Here is an 18013-nt window from a genome sequence, read left to right as displayed (position 1 = left end):
CCGACGTCCGGGCCGTCGTGCGTCGGCCGTCGTGCGTCGGCCGTCGGGTGGCGGGCAGTGGGCTGGGGGCAGTGCGGTGGAGCCGGGGCAGGTGGGGGGTTCTGTGAAAGTTGAAGCGTTCGCTCCCGCCGGGCGGGTGTTCCGTACGACACTCGGGCCACCCGGGTCCCGGCCCGGGCCGCCGGAGACCGGACCGGGGCGACGGACGTTCGACGGATCGTCCTGTGATCGCGCGACCGCATGATGTGACGGCGTCGCTTGTCAGTTGTGTCGGAACCGTGAAAGGCTCTGGCCCGTTGTCGAGTCGCCCCCAACTCCCGCTGAAAACAGGCGAGTTGGGCGCTTGTGTGACGTTGCACGCGGAAGCCGTGGATGCGGGAGACCCCCATGCCAGACCTGCCGACCCCCCAGGACGCCGCCGAGGCCGCGCTGTTCTCGGAATGCTGGGACGCCGTCCTGTCGTACGCCGATCTGTGCACGTCCGGCTCCGCCGCGGCCACCCAGCTCGCCACCGAGGCGTTCACCCACGGCATCCACGAGGCGCGCTCGGCCGCGGTCCGCACCAAGACCACGGGCCGCAGAAACCCCGGGCTGCCCCGGATCCCCCTGCTGCTCAACTCGGTCCGGACCACCGCCGCCGCCTGGGAGGCGCACGGCCAGGGACACCGGCTGGACCCGGACCTCAGGCTGTGGCTCAACTCCGAGAAGGCGGCCCGCTACACGGGGCCGCCGCTGCACCGCCCGGTCGCGCTGCGCGGTCTGAGGGACCTTCAGGAACCCGACGCGGCCCTGCTGTGGCTGGTCGAGGTGGAGGCGCTCCCGCTGCCCGCGGTGGCCCGGCGGCTCGGTCTCGACCCGGTGGCGGCCGCCGAGGAACTCGGCCAGGTACGGGCCCTGTTCAGGGACCGGTGCCACCGCAACCACCTCGACACCCCGATGGACGCCGACTGCCGCAGCTACGCCCGGCTTCTCGACGCGGTCACCCGCTCGCCGGGCGCCGAGACGCCCGAGGACCTCTCGCAGCACCTCGCCCGGTGCGTGGAGTGCGCGGAGGCCGCGGCCTGTCTGCGGCTGCACGGCGGCGGACTGCCGGCCGCGCTCGCGGGCGGCGTGATCGGCTGGGGCGGGCTCGCCTATCTGGAGCGCAGGCGCCGCGCCGCCGAGGCGGGGCTGGCGGGCGGTCGTACGGACGCGGCCGCGGACACCGGTCTCGCCGAGATCAGGGAGGCCGCGCCCCGGATCGGCCGCACCGGACTGCTGGTCGCCGCCGTGATCGTCTCCGGCCTCGCCCTCACCGTCTCACTGATGCCCTTCGGCGCCGGGAACGACCCGGCCGCCGCCGCGCGCGGCGACGCGGCCGACCGCCGTCCGGTGGCCGACCCGGCCGTGTCCTCCCCGGGCGCGACCACCCGAGCCGAGGGCTCGCTCGTCTCGCCCGAGCCCGTGGACGCCAGTGCCGACGCCGGCTCGAAGTCCGACCCCGAGCCCCAGGGCACGTCCTCCTCGTCCCCGGCGCACGCCACCGCGAAGGCCCCGGGATCCAAGCACTCCACACCGCCGGCGAACTCCACGAAGAGCCCCGCGACCTGCGAGGTGACGTACGACCTCGTCGACGAGTGGACGGACGGCTTCCAGGCCACCGTCACCGTCACGTCCGAAGAGGCCCTCGACACCTGGCGGATCGGCTGGACCTTCGACGACGGCCAGCGGGTCACGCAGATGTGGGACGGCACCGTCGCCCAGAGCGGCTCCCGGGTGACCGCCTCCGCCAAGGACTACAACAGGTCGGTCGCCGCGGGCGGTTCCTTCGCGGTCGGCTTCAACGGAAGCTGGAGCGGCGGGAACTCGGCTCCGGACGCCTTCACCCTCAACGGGGAGAGCTGCACGACGGCAGGGTGATCCGTCGGGGCGTTTAATTCGATTGACGGGCCCGGCGGGGCCCCGGATACAGTTCACGCGTCGGCATCGAGGCATGGGCCTCGAGCGAGTACCAGGAGGTGTGACCGATGGCTGTCGTTGCGATGGGCGCTGCCCGCATTCAGAAGTGCATCAAGTCCACCTCCGTGGCCGCCGGCTGACCTTCCACCTTTCCTTCGCGCCGCAGTGCGCGTCGCCGGGGCCACCCTTGTGAAGGGTCTCCCTTGACTTCCAGCTCCGCCTTCCCGACCCCGTCCGCCTCCCTGGGGCTCTCCTCGCTCGTTCCGTACGGCTGGGACGAAGCCTGGGCGGACGAGTTCGCTCCCTACCACTCCGAAGGGCTCGTCGCCGGCCGGGTGATCCGCGTCGACCGCGGGCAGTGCGACGTCGCCACCGCCGAGGGCGTCGTCCGCGCCGACACGGCCTTCGTGACACCGCACGATCCGCTGCGCGTCGTGTGCACCGGTGACTGGGTCGCCGTCGAACCGGCCGGCAACCCGCGCTACGTACGGGCGTATCTGCCCCGCCGTACGGCCTTCGTGCGCTCCACCTCCTCCAAGCGGTCCGAGGGGCAGATCCTCGCGGCCAACGTCGACCACGCCGTCGTGGCCGTCTCCCTCGCCGTCGAACTCGACCTCGGCCGCGTCGAGCGCTTCCTCGCGCTGGCCTGGGAGTCCGGCGCACAGCCCGTGGTCGTCCTCACCAAGGCCGACCTCGTCCCGGAGGCGGCGACCCTCGCCCACCTCGTGCAGGACGTGGAGATCTCCGCGCCCGGGGTCACCGTCCTCGCCGTCAGCTCCTCGACGGGGGCCGGTCTCGACGTCCTGGAGGCCGTGCTCGCGGGTGGCACGGCCGTGCTGCTCGGCCAGTCCGGCGCGGGCAAGTCCACCCTGGCCAACGCGCTGGTCGGCGAGGACGTCATGGACGTCCAGGCGACCCGCGACATGGACGGCAAGGGGCGGCACACCACGACGACCCGCAATCTGCTCGTGCTGCCCGGCGGCGGTGTCCTCATCGACACCCCGGGGCTGCGCGGAGTGGGCCTGTGGGACGCCGGGAGCGGGGTCGGGCAGGTGTTCTCCGAGATCGAGGAGTTCGCCGCCGACTGCCGCTTCCAGGACTGCGCCCATGTCGCCGAGCCCGGGTGCGCGGTGCTCGCGGCCGTCGACTCCGGCGACCTGCCGGAGCGGCGGCTGGAGAGCTACCGCAAGCTGCTCCGCGAGAACCAGCGGATCGTCGCCAAGACGGACGCCCGGCTGCGCGCCGAGATCCGCCGCGACTGGAAGCGGAAGGGGGCGGAGGGCCGCGCCGCCATGGAGGCGAAGCGGGGCCGCTGGTAGCCGCCCCCGGTGGCGGAGGCCCGGACCCCCGGCCCTTCGCTCCTGCCTGCCGGGTTCCGGACCGGTCCCCGCCGACTCCGGGCCGGTCCCTGCTGGGCTCCGGGCCGGTTCCGGGCCCCCGCCCCTGCCTGCCGGGCCCCCGCCCCTGCTCGCCGGTCCTCCGCCGCTGCCCGCCGGGCAACTGACCTGTCCCCGCCCGGCTCCGGGCCACGGGGCCGCCGCCCCTGCCCGCTGGTTCTCCGCCCCCGGCCCGGGCGGGGCACCCCGCGGTCCGGCTGTCGTGTCCGAATTCCGCCAGCTCTGTTTGTCGGGCGGGGACACACTGGAAGGGTGAACGACGAGGACGTCAGGTACGAGGACACCAGGTACGAGGCCGTGCGGAGCCGGGACGCCCGGTTCGACGGGGAGTTCTTCTTCGCCGTGCGGACCACCGGGATCTACTGCCGGCCGAGCTGCCCGGCGGTGACGCCGAAGCGGCGCAACGTGCGGTTCTACGCGACGGCCGCCGCCGCGCAGGGCTCCGGCTTCCGGGCCTGCCGCCGATGCCGCCCGGACGCCGTGCCGGGCTCGGCGGCCTGGAACGTACGGGCCGATGTCGTCGGCCGCGCCATGCGCCTGATCGGCGACGGCGTGGTGGACCGCGAGGGCGTCGGCGGCCTCGCCGCGCGGCTCGGGTACAGCACCCGCCAGGTCCAGCGGCAGCTCACCGCGGAGGTCGGCGCGGGCCCGGTCGCACTGGCCAGGGCCCAGCGGGCGCACACCGCGCGGATCCTCCTCCAGACCACCGAACTCCCCGTCACGCAGATCGCGTTCGCGGCGGGATTCGCCAGCGTGCGCCAGTTCAACGACACGATCCGCACGGTCTACGCGTCCACGCCGAGCCAGTTGCGCGATGCGGCGCCGCGCAGCGCTCCGGCCGCCCGCAGCGCGGCCACCCCCGCCGCGGGCGTCCCGCTCCGCCTCGCCCACCGGGGCCCCTACCAGTCCGCCGCCGTCTTCGACCTGCTCGCCGCCGAGGCCGTCCCGGGCATCGAGGCCGTCCGCGGAAGCCGCGGCCGGCGCACCTACCGCCGGACGCTGCGGCTGCCGTACGGCACGGGCATCGTGGCCGTCGAGGAACGGCCGGGCACCCCGGCGGGCCGCCGCTCCCGGGCCGGCGCGCCGGCCCGGACCGACGGAGCACCGGGCCCCGCCGACACCGCCCACCCCGGAGGCTGGCTCGACGCCCGGCTGCACCTCACCGATCTCCGGGACCTCACCACGGCCGTGCAGCGGCTGCGGCGGCTCTTCGACCTCGACGCCGATCCGTACGCCGTCGACGAGCGGCTGGGAGCGGACGCTCGGCTGGGTCCCCTGGTCGCGGCACGGCCGGGCCTGCGGTCGCCGGGCGCCGCCGATCCGGACGAACTCGCGGTACGCGCGCTGGTCGGGGCCGCGGAGGCCGAGCGGCTGGTGCTGCGGTACGGCAAGACGCTGGACGCCGAGTGCGAGACGCTCACCCATGTCTTCCCCGAGGCCGCCGTCCTCGCGGAGGCGGAGCCCGGTGGTCCGCTCGGCGCGCTGACCGCGGCCCTCGCCGACGGCACCCTGCGGCTCGACCCGGGTGCGGACCGCGAGGAGACGAGGGCGGCGCTGCTCGCGCTGCCCGGCATGGACGAGCGCACCGCAGCCGTCATCCGCACCCGGGCCCTCGGCGACCCGGACGTGGCGCCGCCCGGCACCGACGCCCCGGACACCTGGCGGCCCTGGCGCTCGTACGCCGTGTGCCATCTGAGGGCGGCGGCGGGGGAGTTCAGTCCTCCAGGCCCCAACTGTGGATCCGCCGGGGATGGATCCGGATCAGTTCCTCACTGAAGTGCGGGCCCAAGTCGTGGGCACCGGTGAGGAGTTCCGCCTCTCCGCGGATGTCGACGCCGCGGACCTTCCACGGCTGGACGCTGACGATGTCGTCCACGACGAGCGCCACCTTCGGGTTCTTCTGGAGGTTGCGCCACTTCTTCGTGGTGCCCATCGAGTAGCCGCCGATCAGGATCGTCCCGTCCTCCTGGGGGAAGAAGCCGACGGGGTTGGCCTGGGGCTGCCCGAGCGGGTCGACGGTGGCCAGCCGTCCCAGCCGCTGCGACCTCAGATACGCGCGCTCGGCCTCACTGAATTCGGTCATGACAGCACCCAAACACGCCCCCGGCCCCCGGCGCATCGGGTTGCGGTCCTAGGACCGCAGGCGGAGAGGCGGACCCCGCCCGTCCCCTCCGGTCCAAGCCCGTCCCCTCCGGTCCAAGCCCGTCCCTCCGGTCCCGGGCCTGATCCGGCGCGTGAGGTCCCGGCCGGCCCCGTTCGGGGGTGTGCCGGGCCTCGGGCGACGCCGTTCGGCCCTGGTCGGCCCCGTTCGGGCGCGTCCGACGGTGTGATGATGTGATGCGGGGGTCGGCGCGCGGGGAATCGATCGCCGCATGCCCCGCGCGATCATGTTCCGGCGTCTTCTCGTCCCCCTGGCGACCACCCTGGCCCTCGCCTCCACCGGTGTGATCGCCGAAGCGCGGCCCGCGCCCGGCCGGAGCGCCCCGAAGCCGGCCCGGACCTGGACTGGAACCTGGGAGGCCGCGGCCTCCGGCACCGCGCCCGCGCTGCCCGGCGCCTCGATCCGCAATGTCGTCCACACCAGCGTCGGCGGCAGGGCCGCGCGCGTCCGGCTGTCCAACCGGCTCGGCACGCGGCCGCTCCTGCTCGGTTCCGTGACGCTGGCGTTGCAGCTTCCCGGCGCACCCGGAAGCCCCCGGGCCGTCGCGGGCTCCGTGCGCGCGGTCACCTTCGCCGGAGCCGGATCGGTCACCGTCCCGGCCGGCCGGGACCTGGTCAGCGACCCCGTCGCGCTGCGTGTCCCCGCCGACGCCAACCTGCTCGTCTCGGTGCACACCCCGGCCGACTCCGGTCCGGCGACCTATCACCGCTCCGCGCTCCAGGCCAACTTCGTCGCGCCCCGGGGCGACCGGACCGCCCAGGAGAGCGGCGCGGGCTACACCGCCAAGGTCAACAGCTGGTACTACGTGACGGGCGTCGACGTGCGCGGCGCCACGGCCGCGGGCAGCGTCGTCACGCTCGGCGACTCGATCACCGACGGCACCGGCTCCTCGTTCGAGGCCAACCACCGCTGGCCCGACCGGCTCGCCGCCCGGCTGCGCGCGCTTCCCGCGCACCGCAGGCCCGGTGTCCTGAACGCGGGCATCTCCGGGAACCGCCTCCTGCTCGACGGCCGGGGCCCGAGCGCGCTGACCCGCCTGGACACGGACGTCTTCTCCCGCGCGGGTGTCCGCACGATGATCGTGCTGGAGGGCATCAACGACATCAAGGGAACCCCGGAGCAGACGGACCCACGGGCCCTGGAGGACGCCTACCGGCTCGTCGTTCGCCGCGCCCACGCCCGCGGCATCAGGGTCGTCGGCGGCACGATCACCCCGTACGGCGGCCACGGCGCGTACACCCCCGCCCGGGAGGCCGTGCGGCAGGCGGTCAACACCGCCATCCGCACCCACCGGATCTTCGACGCGGTCGCGGACCTCGACGCCGCCGTCCGCGACCCGGACCACCCGAGCCGGATCCTCCCGGCGTACGACCCCGGGGACCACCTGCACTTCAACGACGCCGGCATGCGCGCCCTGGCCGACACGATCGACCTGCGGACCCTGGTGGCGAAGCGCCTCAGCCCCAGATGACCGCTCCCAGCCACGCCCCGAAGATGAGCAGGCAGGCGAAGTACTCCGTCAGCACGCTCCAGCCGCCCGCGCGCATCGCGGTCCGCACCGAGGCCTTCGCCGGGCCGTGCCCGCCCAGGCGCCGCCGTTCACCGAGATAGATCCCGCCGATGAAACCGGCCACGCCGCCGACCACCGGGACCAGGAAGAAGCCGAGGAACGACCCGCCCCCTGCGTACACCGCCATCCGGGTGGTGGCACCGCTCTCGCGGAGCCGTCGCGGCGGGAGCATCCAGCGGATGGCCAGGGAGAGCAGCAGGACGGCCGTGGAGGCGACCAGGACGGCCCAGGACAGGGTCTGCGGGTAGCTCAGCGCCCACCACAGCACGGCGGCCCAGACGAGCCACGACCCCGGCAGACCGGGCACCAGTACTCCGACCAGGCCGAGCAGGATCACCACGCCGACCAGCAGGAGTTCCCACGCTCCCATCTGCCCAGACTGCCCGAGCGGACGGGAGCGCGCAGGTCAGCCCCGGGCGACCCAGTCGCGCTCGTACGCGTGCCAGCCGAGCTGAAGCCGGGTCGTCACGCCGGTCAGCTCCATCAGCCGCTTGACCCGGCGCTGCACGGTCCTCAGGCCCAGGTCGAGCTGTTTGGCGACGCTCGCGTCGGTCAGCCCGGCGAGGAGCAGCGACAGGATCTCCAGGTCGGTGGTGTCGGGGCCGTCCGCCTCCTGTTCCAGTACGCCCCGGCTGCCCAGCCGCAGCGGCAGCGCGTCCCGCCACACGGACTCGAACAGCCCGGCCAGCAGTTCCAGGAGTCCGCTCGCGTGCACGACCAGCGCGGCCGGCTCCGCGGTGTGCGAGGTGAGCGGCACCATGGCGAGCGCCCGGTCGGCGATCACCAGCTTGGTCGGCACCCGGTCCACGACCCGCACGCGCTCGTCGCGGCCGAGCGCGGCGGACAGCTCGGTGATCCCGCCGGGCTGGTCGAGAACGGACCGCTCGACGACCACGCGGTAGCGGACACCCCGGCCCGCGGCCTGCTCCTCGGCGTCGTTGTCCGTGCCGGAGACGACCATCGGGGTGCCGGTGACCAGCGCGCACACCTCCTCGACGGCGCCGAGCTGGAGCTGGAGGAAGCGCTGGGAGACCGCCGCGGCGCCGATCACCACCTCGACCAGGTCGTGGACGGCCGGTTCGCCCGCCGAGCCCCGGTACTCCTCGGCCAGCAGCGCGGCCGCCAGCTCGGCCTTCTCCAGTTCGTGGCGCTGCTGGGTGAGGAGCGCGCCGAGGGCGACTCCGGGCGGCGCGGCGACCCAGCGGCCCGGCCGCGCCGAGGACTGCGCGGCCAGGCCGCGCAGCTCCAGCCGGCGCAGCGCGCGTTCCGTCTCGTGCTCGCCGAGCGTGAGCCGGCGCGCGAGATCGGGCACCTCGGCGGCGCCCACGGACACCAGCGCGCGGTACGCCGTTTCGTGGGTCTCGTCCAGACCTATCGCTCCCAGCATGCGGCGAAGTCCCTCCGTGGTTGCGTTCCGGCCGGCCGGCGTCGTCGTGGCGGAAATCGGCCACGGCGCAAACCCGCCCCGGCACATCATCGCCGTACCCCCCGCCCCTCTGACAAGCTCACGTCACCGAGGTGCCGACCGGCGTTCGTGAACCGGCCCCGGAGGGCGGAGGGTCGGGAGTCCCGTCGCCTCCCGGGACGAAGCCGGTGCCGAACCGGCCGTGACCGGCGGCGAGTCGGTCGTCCGGACCGCGGCCCGGCCGGTCCACGGCGGGTGGGGCCTCGGTCGCCCAGGCTCCGCCGGGCGGTCCTCCCGTGGGGGGTGGGGCCGTCCGGCGGCCGGGCGTTCGCACGTTCCGGCGCGGATTCCTGTTCGACCGTTCGCCGTTCGACGGTCCGCGTCTTGGCCGGTTTTTCCGGATGCCCCGTTTTCAACCGGCTCTCTCGGTGGACAATCGGGAGCATGAGCCAGCAGGGGGAGAAGCCGACCGGTCACGAGGACGACTGGTGGCGGCAGTTGTACGACGACTCCACCGAGGACACGGGGCCCGCGGCCGTCGCCGATTCCCTCGACGACCGGTTCGCGTCGGCGTCCGGGACGCTCGGGGACGGCCTCGACACGGCTCCCGACACAGGGCCGGACGCCGGCCCCGGGTCGCGGCGAACGCCACCGTCCGCCGCTCGTTCCGCGCCGGGGCGCACACCGGCGCCGCGGGCCGGGTCGGGACGGACGCCCACCCCGGACGCGCGGCCCGCGTCGGGACGGACGCCGGCATCGCCGCCCGCGCCGAGGCGTACACCGACGTCGGGGCAGCCGCCCGTGCCACCCCGGACGCCCACCTCGGACGTGCCGCCCGCCCCGAGGCGGACGCCCCCGCAGGACGCGCCGCCCCGGACGCCCGCCTCGCCGGACGCGTGGTCCGCCGACGACCCGAGGTCCGCCGCGGACGCGGCGGCCTTCCCTGGGCGCGGGACCGCCCCGCGGCCCGGCGCACGGCTCGACGGTCCGCCGCGCCCCGAGCGGCCTCCCACCGTCCCGGACCCCTCGGCGCCCGAGGCCGGGAGGCAGCCGCCCCCGCTGCCGACCCAGCCTCCCGCCGGATCGGCGCGACTCCAGGGCACGACCGAGCCGACCTCGCCGCGTCAGCCCGGCCCGGCAGGCGGTACTTCGGCCTCCGCCGCCCGGCCCGGCGGCGACCCTCCCGAGGAGTCGCCCTCCGGCGAACCCGTCTCGCGGCCGGGACGCTGGGAGCGCGGCCCGGTGCCGGGGCCCGGCACCGGCGTCGGCCCGTCCGGCCGCGAGGCGCCCGCCTCGGAGACCGCTTCGTGGGAGCCCACCCCCTGGGAGCCGACCCCCTGGGAGCCCCCGTCCTGGGAGCTCCCGCCCCCGGGCCCGGCACCGGCCGCCCCCTCGGCCCTGCCGCCCGGTCCGAAACCGCCGGGCTTCACCGCGCGGGAACCCGCCCCGCACGACTCCCGAGGCGCCCGGAGCGACACACCCCCGGCGCCTCCCGCGGACCGGGAGCCCGCGGCGGGTACGGCCCCGGACGTGCCGCCGAAACCCGCGTCGGCCCCCCTCGTACCCCCGGACGCGACGGGCCCCGAACCCGCGGCGGACGCACTGCCCAGCACCACCGGTGGCTTCCGGACCCCGCCGACCGAGTCGGCCCCCGAGGATCTGCCGACCGACGAGCCCCGGGAGCCGGTCCTGTCCGTCGTCGAGCCACCGCCCGCCGCCGGACACGTCGGATCCGGCCCGCCCACCTACGCCTCCGAACCCACCGCGCTGCCGGCCGTCGAACCCGACGAACTCGCCGACCTGGTCGCCGACACCGTGCTGGACGGCGCACGGTACGGGACGAGCACCCTGCGGGCCGCCTCCGTCCGCGGCGATTCCGCGCGCTACCGGGGCGAGCCGCGCCGCGACGCGCTGCTCACCGCCCGGTTCGGGACGGGCGAGCAGGCGCTCGTGCTGGTGGCGATGGCGACGGGCGCGCGTGCCACCCCGGGCGCGCACCGGGCCGCCGCCGAGGCGTGCCGGTGGATCGGGCAGGCCGTCGGGCGCAGCCACGAGCGGCTCGCCGCCGACATCAGGGCCGCCCGGCGCGGCGAGCTGAAGTCGGGACTGCACCGGCTCACCGACCGCAGCCTCGGCAAGCTGCGGGCGAGCGCGGCGGAGCAGGGCGTCGAACCGGAGGAGTACACGGCGGGCCTGCGCTGTCTGCTGCTGCCGGCCGATCCCGAGTGCCGTACCCGGGTGTTCTTCGGCGTCGGGGCGGGCGGCCTGTTCCGGCTGCGGGACGGCGAGTGGCAGGACATCGAACCGCGGGTCGCCGACACGGCCGGGGAGGCCGTCGTCGGCTTCGGGTCGCCGCCCCACGAGACCCCCGAGGGCGACCGGCTCACGATGGACCTCGGCATCACGACACCGCCGAGCCCTTACGAACCGGCCCCCGGCCCGCCGCGCGCCCCCTTCCGGTTCCGGGCCTCCGTAGCCCGCCCGGGTGACACGCTCCTGCTGTGCACGGGCGGCCTCGCGGAGCCGCTGCGCGGCGAGCCCGAACTCGCCGAGTACCTGACGACCCGGTGGTCGGTGGGCGATCCGCCCGGTCTCGCCGCGTTCCTCGCGGACGCGTCGGCGCGGGTCAAGGGGTACGCCGACGACCGGACGGCCGCCGCCGTGTGGGAGGCGTAACCGCGCCGCGTGTGAATTCATGGATCCGACGGATGAGCCGGGGAACGAGGGGGACCCGGGGTACGCGAGATCCGAGGATCACGAAGAGGTGTGTGCGGCATGGCCAAGCAGAACGTCGCCGAGCAGTTCGTCGACATCCTCGTCCGCGCGGGGGTCGAGCGGCTGTACGGAGTCGTCGGCGACAGCCTCAACCCGGTCGTGGACGCGATCCGGCGCAACGCGGCCATCGACTGGATCCAGGTCCGCCACGAGGAGACCGCCGCCTTCGCCGCGGGAGCCGAGGCCCAGATCACGGGCCGGCTCGCCGCCTGCGCCGGTTCCTGCGGACCGGGCAACCTCCACCTGATCAACGGCCTGTACGACGCGCACCGCTCCATGGCCCCGGTCCTGGCCCTCGCCTCGCAGATCCCCTCCAGCGAGATCGGCCTCGGCTACTTCCAGGAGACCCACCCCGACCAGCTCTTCCGCGAGTGCAGTCACTACAGCGAGCTCATCTCCAGCCCGAAGCAGATGCCGCGGCTGCTCCAGACCGCCATCCAGCACGCGGTGGGCCGCTCCGGCGTCAGCGTGGTGTCGCTGCCGGGCGACATCGCCTCCGAGCCCGCCCCGGACAAACCCGTGGAGACCGCCCTCGTGACCTCCCGGCCCACCGTCCGGCCGGGTGACGCCGAGATCGAGAAGCTCGTCGCGATGATCGACGAGGCGGAGAAGGTCACCCTGTTCTGCGGCAGCGGCACGGCGGGCGCGCACGCCGAGGTCATGGAGTTCGCCGGGAAGATCAAATCGCCGGTCGGGCACGCGCTGCGCGGCAAGGAATGGATTCAGTACGACAATCCCTTCGACGTCGGGATGAGCGGACTCCTCGGCTACGGAGCGGCCTACGAGGCGACCCACGAGTGCGACCTCCTCGTCCTGCTGGGCACCGACTTCCCGTACAACGCCTTCCTCCCCGACGACGTCAAGATCGTCCAGGTCGACGTGCGGCCGGAGAACCTGGGGCGCCGGTCGAAGCTGGACCTGGCGGTGTGGGGGGACGTACGGGAGACGCTGCGCTGTGTGATCCCGCGGGTGCGGCCCAAGGGGAACAGGCGCTTTCTCGACAAAATGCTGAAGAAACATTCGGACGCCCTCGAAGGGGTCGTCAAGGCGTACACCCGCAAGGTCGACCGGCACGTCCCGATCCACCCCGAGTACGTCGCCTCGGTGCTCGACGAACTGGCCGACGAGAACGCGGTGTTCACGGTCGACACCGGTATGTGCAACGTCTGGGCGGCCCGCTACATCTCGCCCAACGGCAGCCGCCGGGTGATCGGTTCGTTCTCGCACGGGTCGATGGCGAACGCGCTGCCGATGGCGATCGGCGCCCAGTTCACCGATCCGGGACGCCAGGTCGTGTCGATGTCCGGCGACGGCGGATTCTCCATGCTGATGGGCGACTTCCTCACCCTCGTGCAGTACGACCTGCCGGTGAAGGTGGTCCTCTTCAACAACTCCGCCCTCAGCATGGTCGAGTTGGAGATGCTGGTCGCCGGGCTGCCCTCCTACGGCACCCACAACAAGAACCCCGACTTCGCGGCGGTGGCCCGCGCCTGCGGGGCGTTCGGCGTCAGGGTCGAGAAGCCCAAGCACCTCGCCGGCGCCCTCAAGGACGCCTTCCGCCACAAGGGCCCGGCCCTGGTCGACGTCGTCACCGACCCGAACGCGCTCTCCATCCCGCCGAAGATCAGCGCGGACATGGTGACGGGCTTCGCGCTCTCGGCGTCGAAGATCGTGCTGGACGGCGGGGTGGGCCGGATGGTGCAGATGGCCCGCTCCAACCTGCGCAACGTGCCCCGCCCGTAGAGCCTCGCTGGGCGGGACGCGGGCCGCGTTCAGTCGGCGCTGGTCAGGGCCCAGCCGTTCTGCCGGTACCAGTAGTAGGGCAGGCCCTTGATGCCGCTGGTGCGGAACGGGACACCCTGGTCGTCGATGCGGACCGTGCCGGTGCGGCCCCGCGAGGACCAGTCGAGCTCCAGATACCAGCGGCAGTCGCAGCCCGTCGTCAGGGCGTCGACCATCAGCATCTGGGGGTCCCTGACGGACACCCGGAAGGGCGGGGCCAGAATCCGGGAGCCCGTTCCGTCGTCGTCGCTCGCCACCGGGCGGGCGACCGGCCGGTCCTTGTCCAGGTCGACGGTGAACGAGCCGACGCCCATGCTGCCGCCGCACCCCCCACCCGTGGCGTAGGCGATGCCCTTCAGCGGGGCCGAGCGGCCGACGACGCGCACGCGCAGCGCCTCCAGCACCACGGCCGCGTCGGAGCGCCCCTGCACGGTGAAGTCGACGATCGTCTCGCCGCCGTGCACCGCGTTCTGCGTCTGCGCCCAGGGGGAAGCGTCCTGCGGGGCCGGGGGCGGCGGCACCTGGTCGGGCGTCTTGTCGATGACGTAGGTGTGACCGCAACCGACCGCCCAGCGATGGGAGTTCACGGTCCAGGTGAACGGGGGCCCGGCGGAGACGCCGGTGGGGGAGGGGCTCGCGGACGGGCTCGGCGAGGTGTCATGACTGCCCGACGGACTCGGAGACGGGGAGCCGGACGGCCGTCCGTGCGTGGCGGAGGGGGACGCGGACGGGGTCGCGGAGCCGCGCCGCTCGCCCGTCGCCTTCCCGGTGGGCGCGCCGACCACGCGGTCGGCGGCGTCCTTCCCGGAGTGCCCGGAGGGCAGGGCGGACAGGCTGCCCAGGGTCGCGACGATAGCGGTCACCACGGCCGCGGTGACCGCGGCGCGACGCCTGAACCGGCGCTTACGCGGCGCCGCGGACGGTACGGAGGAGGCGCCGCGGGAGCCTTCCCCGGTGCGGTCCGAGGAACCGGGCCCGAAGTCCGTGACCGGCGGCAGGACTTCGGCCGGGTGTCGCTCCGCCGACGGCGGCAGGGCCCCGTCGACGCCGAGCCCGTCGGCCGACAGGAGCACGTCGGCGCCGTTCGCCCCGATTCCGTCGGCCGGCGGGCGCGCTTCGGCGCCGTCCGCCCGGATCCCGTGTCCCGGCACTCGCGCCGCGTCCGGCCGGGCCCCGGGGGTTCGCATCGCGTCCGGCCCGGCCTCGGGGGTCCGCGTCGCCTCCGGCCTGGTCTCCTGGGCTCGCGTGGCGTCCCGCCCGGCCTCCACGGCGTCCGTCGTGTTCCGCCCGGCCTCTGCGGCGTCCGTCGTGTTCCGCCCGGCCTCTGCGGCGCCCGTCGTGTCTCGCCCGGCTTCCGCGGCGTCCGTCGTGTTCCGTCCGGCTTCCGGGGCCTCCGTCATCTCCCGCCCGGCTTCCGGCGTGCGGGCCTCGCCCGTGGCCTGTCCGGACTCGGCGCCCGTCGCCCGGGCCCGCTGGCGGGCAGCCACCGCGAGGATCCACAGGCGGTGGAGTTCGACCCGCTCGGCCGGATCCGCTCCGCACAGCGCGGCGAACCGCTCGACGGGCGCGAACCCGAGCGGCACGGCCTCGCCCGAGCAATACCGGTGCAGCGTCGAGGCGTTCATGTTCAGGTGACGGGCGAGCGCGGCGTAGCTGCGGTCGGAGCCCGTCTTCAGGCGCCGCAGCATCGCCGCGAATTCCTCGGCATCGTCCCGGGATGACATCGTTTCCCCCGCTTCTCGTCCCGGGACGGCGCCCCGGACACTCCCCAGAAAGAGAGGCCGGGACGCCCGGGATGGTTCCACCGTCGCGGGTCCCGCCTTTCACACGTCGGTGCCCTCGTCCCCGCGTGCGGGCCGCAGGCGCAGGGTGAGGATCTGGAACGGTCGCAGCTCGATCTCGGCCGGGGCCTGGCGCAGGGGCCGTTCCAGCAGGTCCGTCACCTCGGCCCGGGCCACCGCGAAACCGGCGGTCACCCTCGCGCGGGCCCGCCCGCCCCGTGACTCGTACAGCCGCACCACGACATCGCCGCTGCGGTCCTCCGCGAGCTTGACCGACTCGACGGTGACGGCCGGGTCGTCGACGCTCACCAGCGGTTCGAACTCCGGCACCGCGGCCCGGCGCAGCGGCAGGTTGAGCGCGAGTCCCTCCGCCACGGCGTCCCCGACACCGGCCCCCGGCAGCAGCGCGTACGTGAACCGGTGCGTGCCCAGATCGGTCTCGGGGTCGGGGCTGTGCGGGGCCCGCAGCAGGGTCAGCCGGACGGTGGTGCCGAGGCCGTCGGCGTGCGGTGTACGGGTCACGTCGTGGCCGTACGTCGAGTCGTTGAGCACCGCGACGCCGTACGACTCCTCCGCGACCCGCAGCCAGCGGTGGGCGCAGATCTCGAAACGGGCCGCGTCCCAGCCGGTGTTGGCGTGGGTGGGCCGGTGGACGTGACCGAACTGGATCTCGGCGGCGGAGCGTTCGGCGTGGACGTCGAGCGAGAACGCGGCCTTGAGGACCTTCTCCGACTCCTGCCAGTCGACGTCCGTCACGATGTCCACCCGGCGGCTCGCGGCGGTCAGCCCGATCTCCTGGACGATCCGGGAGGAGCCGAAGGTCCGGATGACGCGCACGGTGGCCCGCAGCGGCCCGCTCTCCACCAGTTCCACCGACTCGGCGGACGTCAGGTCCGTGCGGGTGCGCCGGTAGTGCCGGTCGATGTCCCAGGCGTCCCAGGCGTTGGGGTGGTCGGGGTGGAGCTGGAGCAGGTTGCCGGGGCCGCACAGCACCTCCCGGCCGTGCGCGAGATCCCGTACGGAGGTGAGCAGCCCGTCGGCGTCGATCCGTACCCGCAGCCTGTCGTTCTCCAGCACGAAGGCGCCGTCGTGCCGCTCGGCCCGCACGGTGGGGCCGGTGCCGGGCCCCGCGGGCAGGACGGCGGTTCCCAGACCGGGCACGGTCACCACCCCGTCCCCGGCCACCTCGGTCCGCTCGTACGGCGACGCGTTCAGCACCGCGGGCGAGCCGGATCCCAGGGCCCGCAGGGCCTCCGCGGTGATCTCCTCGAGCTCCGCGAGCACCCGCGCGTACGTCTCGCGTGCCTCCCGGTGCACCCAGGCGATGGAGGAGCCGGGCAGGATGTCGTGGAACTGGTGGAGCAGCACGGTCTTCCAGAGCCGGTCCAGCGCGTCGTACGGGTAGCTGTACGAGGGATCGCGCACGGCGGCCGTGGCACACCACAACTCGGCTTCACGCAGGGCGTGTTCGGAGCGCCGGTTGCCCTGCTTGGTCTTGGCCTGCGTGGTGTAGGTGGCCCGGTGCAGCTCCAGATACAGCTCGCCCGACCACACGGGCGCGTGCGCCCCGTACTCCTCCTCGGCGGCGGCGAAGAACGCCTCCGGCTTCTCGATCCGGACGGTGGGCGAGCCCTCCAGGGACCGCAACCGGCGCGCCTTCTCCAGCATCTCGCGGGTCGGGCCGCCCCCGCCGTCGCCCCAGCCGAACGGGGCGAGCGAGCGGGTGGCCAGGCCCTTCTCGGCGAAGTTGCGTTCGGCGTGCGCGAGTTCACGGCCGTGGAACTGTGAGTTGTAGGTGTCGACGGGCGGGAAGTGGGTGAAGACCCGGGTTCCGTCGATGCCCTCCCACCAGAAGGTGTGGTGGGGCATCTTGTTGGTCTGGTTCCAGCTCAGTTTCTGGGTGAGGAACCAGCGGACGCCGGCGAGCTCGGCCAGTTGCGGGAAGGCGGCCGTGTAGCCGAAGGAGTCCGGCAGCCAGATCTCCTCGGTCTCGACGCCCAGTTCCTCCCGGAAGAACCGCTTGCCGTGCACGATCTGCCGGGCCAGCGCCTCACCGCCGGGCATGTTGGCGTCGGACTCCACCCACATGGAACCCACGGGAGCCCAATTGCCGTCCTGTACCGCCTTCTTGATGCGTTCCCAGATGTGCGGCTGGTGCTCCTTGACCCAGGCGTACTGCTGGGCCTGGGAGCAGGAGAAGACCAGTTCCGGGTAGTCGAGGGCGAGCGCGGTGACGTTGGCGAAGGTCCGGGAGGCCTTGCGGACCGTCTCCCGCAGCGGCCACAGCCACGCCGAGTCGATGTGCGCGTGTCCGGTCGCCGAGACGCGGTGCGCGCTGGCCGACGCGGGCCGCGCCAGCACCTCCGCCAGTTCGGCCCGCGCCGCCGCGGCCGTGCCGGGCACGTCGTGCAGATCGAGGGCGTCGAGCATGTTCTCCAGGGCGCGCAGGATCTCGTGCCGGCGCGGCCGCTGCGGGTCCAGCTCGTACATCAGCTCCGAGAGGACCTCGATGTCGAGGACCAGATGCCACACCTCTTCGTCCAGTACGGCGAGATCGGCAGACGCGAATCGGTAGATCGGCCCATCTCCCGCGGTCAACACGTCCCCCAGACGCGTGGGCTCGAACCCGTGCAGGACGGCGGGGTTCGCGGCCGCCTCCAGCAGCAGGCGCACCGCCTCGCCTCCGTGTGCCGGTGCTCCGACCGTCAGGTGGCGGTTGCGCGGGTGGATGCCCTTGAGCGGGACGCCCGAGGTGTCGTACAGCAGTCCCTCCGCCTGGAAGCCGGGCCCGTCCCCGGTGAACCCGGGGTCGATCACCACCTCCACGCGGCGCCCCGCCCATTCCCCGGGCACCCGGCCCTCGATGCGGAACCAGCTCGTCGACCAGGGCTTTCCCCAGACCGTGCCGGTCGTGAAGGGCTCGTAGGAGGCCTGGAGCGCCTGCCCGACGGGCACGGGCTCGCCCGGCACGTGCCAGACGGTGAGCGTGAGCGGGACCCGCTCCCCGTACTGGGCGGGGCGCAGGAACTGCCGCAGCGCGCGCTCCAGACGGGCCTCCACCAGCGAACGGTCGTCGTGCACGGCGGCTCCTCGGTGCTCGGACGGCTCTGTCGTTGCCTTCACTTCCCCGTGCGGGCGTCGCGCACCCGTGACCGTACGGCGTCCGGCCGACGATTCGGCATGACTGTCAGGTTCCCGAAGAGG

11 protein-coding genes are annotated in these 18013 nt (G+C 74.2%); 6 read left to right on the top strand and 5 right to left on the bottom strand.

From position 1 onward, the window contains the following. Nucleotides 1–387 precede the first annotated feature (387 nt). The 3 genes from ACZ4TO_RS06960 (at nt 388) to ACZ4TO_RS06950 (ending at nt 5111) form a co-directional block, all read left to right on the top strand. Complete coding sequence (locus ACZ4TO_RS06960) at nt 388–1899, top strand: cellulose binding domain-containing protein (protein ID WP_468023625.1); 1512 nt, start codon at nt 388–390, stop codon at nt 1897–1899. Nucleotides 1900–2141: 242 nt separating this feature from the next. Next, on the top strand, nt 2142–3257 hold the full coding sequence (rsgA, locus tag ACZ4TO_RS06955; RefSeq protein WP_382788484.1) for a ribosome small subunit-dependent GTPase A: 1116 nt from the start codon (nt 2142–2144) through the stop codon (nt 3255–3257). Nucleotides 3258–3587: 330 nt separating this feature from the next. After that, nucleotides 3588–5111: an AlkA N-terminal domain-containing protein gene (locus ACZ4TO_RS06950; protein WP_468023624.1), complete on the top strand. Its 1524-nt coding sequence runs from the start codon at nt 3588–3590 to the stop codon at nt 5109–5111. Here ACZ4TO_RS06950 and ACZ4TO_RS06945 read toward each other — a convergent pair. Next, nucleotides 5050–5418 carry a PPOX class F420-dependent oxidoreductase gene (locus tag ACZ4TO_RS06945; protein WP_382788480.1) on the bottom strand — a complete coding sequence of 123 codons (369 nt, stop codon included), beginning with the start codon at nt 5416–5418 and terminating at the stop codon, nt 5050–5052. The genes ACZ4TO_RS06950 and ACZ4TO_RS06945 overlap by 62 nt on opposite strands. Before the next feature lie 289 nt (nt 5419–5707). On the opposite strand from ACZ4TO_RS06945, the gene ACZ4TO_RS06940 reads away from it, so the two are divergent. After that, complete coding sequence (locus ACZ4TO_RS06940; protein WP_468023623.1) at nt 5708–6967, top strand: SGNH/GDSL hydrolase family protein; 1260 nt, start codon at nt 5708–5710, stop codon at nt 6965–6967. On the opposite strand, the gene ACZ4TO_RS06935 is transcribed toward ACZ4TO_RS06940, so the two are convergent. Then, the gene (locus ACZ4TO_RS06935; RefSeq protein ID WP_382788476.1) at nt 6954–7436 is read right to left on the bottom strand and encodes a DUF456 domain-containing protein; all 483 of its coding nucleotides are present in this window, start codon (nt 7434–7436) and stop codon (nt 6954–6956) included. The genes ACZ4TO_RS06940 and ACZ4TO_RS06935 overlap by 14 nt on opposite strands. Before the next feature lie 36 nt (nt 7437–7472). Then, nucleotides 7473–8453 (bottom strand): helix-turn-helix domain-containing protein, encoded by a 981-nt coding sequence (locus ACZ4TO_RS06930; protein ID WP_382788474.1) that lies wholly within the window; start codon nt 8451–8453, stop codon nt 7473–7475. Between the two features lie 462 nt (nt 8454–8915). Between ACZ4TO_RS06930 and ACZ4TO_RS06925 the strand changes: the two genes are divergently transcribed. After that, a complete protein-coding gene (locus tag ACZ4TO_RS06925) occupies nt 8916–11147 on the top strand; it encodes a protein phosphatase 2C domain-containing protein (RefSeq protein ID WP_468023622.1) in 2232 nt (743 codons plus the stop codon). Nucleotides 11148–11246: 99 nt separating this feature from the next. Beyond that, nucleotides 11247–12989, top strand: a complete 1743-nt coding sequence (locus ACZ4TO_RS06920) for a pyruvate dehydrogenase (RefSeq protein ID WP_382788470.1) — start codon at nt 11247–11249, stop codon at nt 12987–12989. A gap of 29 nt (nt 12990–13018) precedes the next feature. Here the strand turns inward: ACZ4TO_RS06920 and ACZ4TO_RS06915 are convergent, their stop codons facing one another. Both ACZ4TO_RS06915 and ACZ4TO_RS06910 read right to left on the bottom strand, forming a co-directional pair. Beyond that, on the bottom strand, nt 13019–14752 hold the full coding sequence (locus ACZ4TO_RS06915; protein WP_468023621.1) for a helix-turn-helix domain-containing protein: 1734 nt from the start codon (nt 14750–14752) through the stop codon (nt 13019–13021). 99 nt (nt 14753–14851) lie between these two features. Further along, complete coding sequence (locus ACZ4TO_RS06910) at nt 14852–17890, bottom strand: alpha-mannosidase (RefSeq protein ID WP_468023620.1); 3039 nt, start codon at nt 17888–17890, stop codon at nt 14852–14854. Nucleotides 17891–18013 lie beyond the last annotated feature (123 nt).

Source organism: Streptomyces sp. NPDC028298 (assembly GCF_055565895.1).
This window is presented reverse-complemented; position numbering and strand designations above follow the sequence as displayed.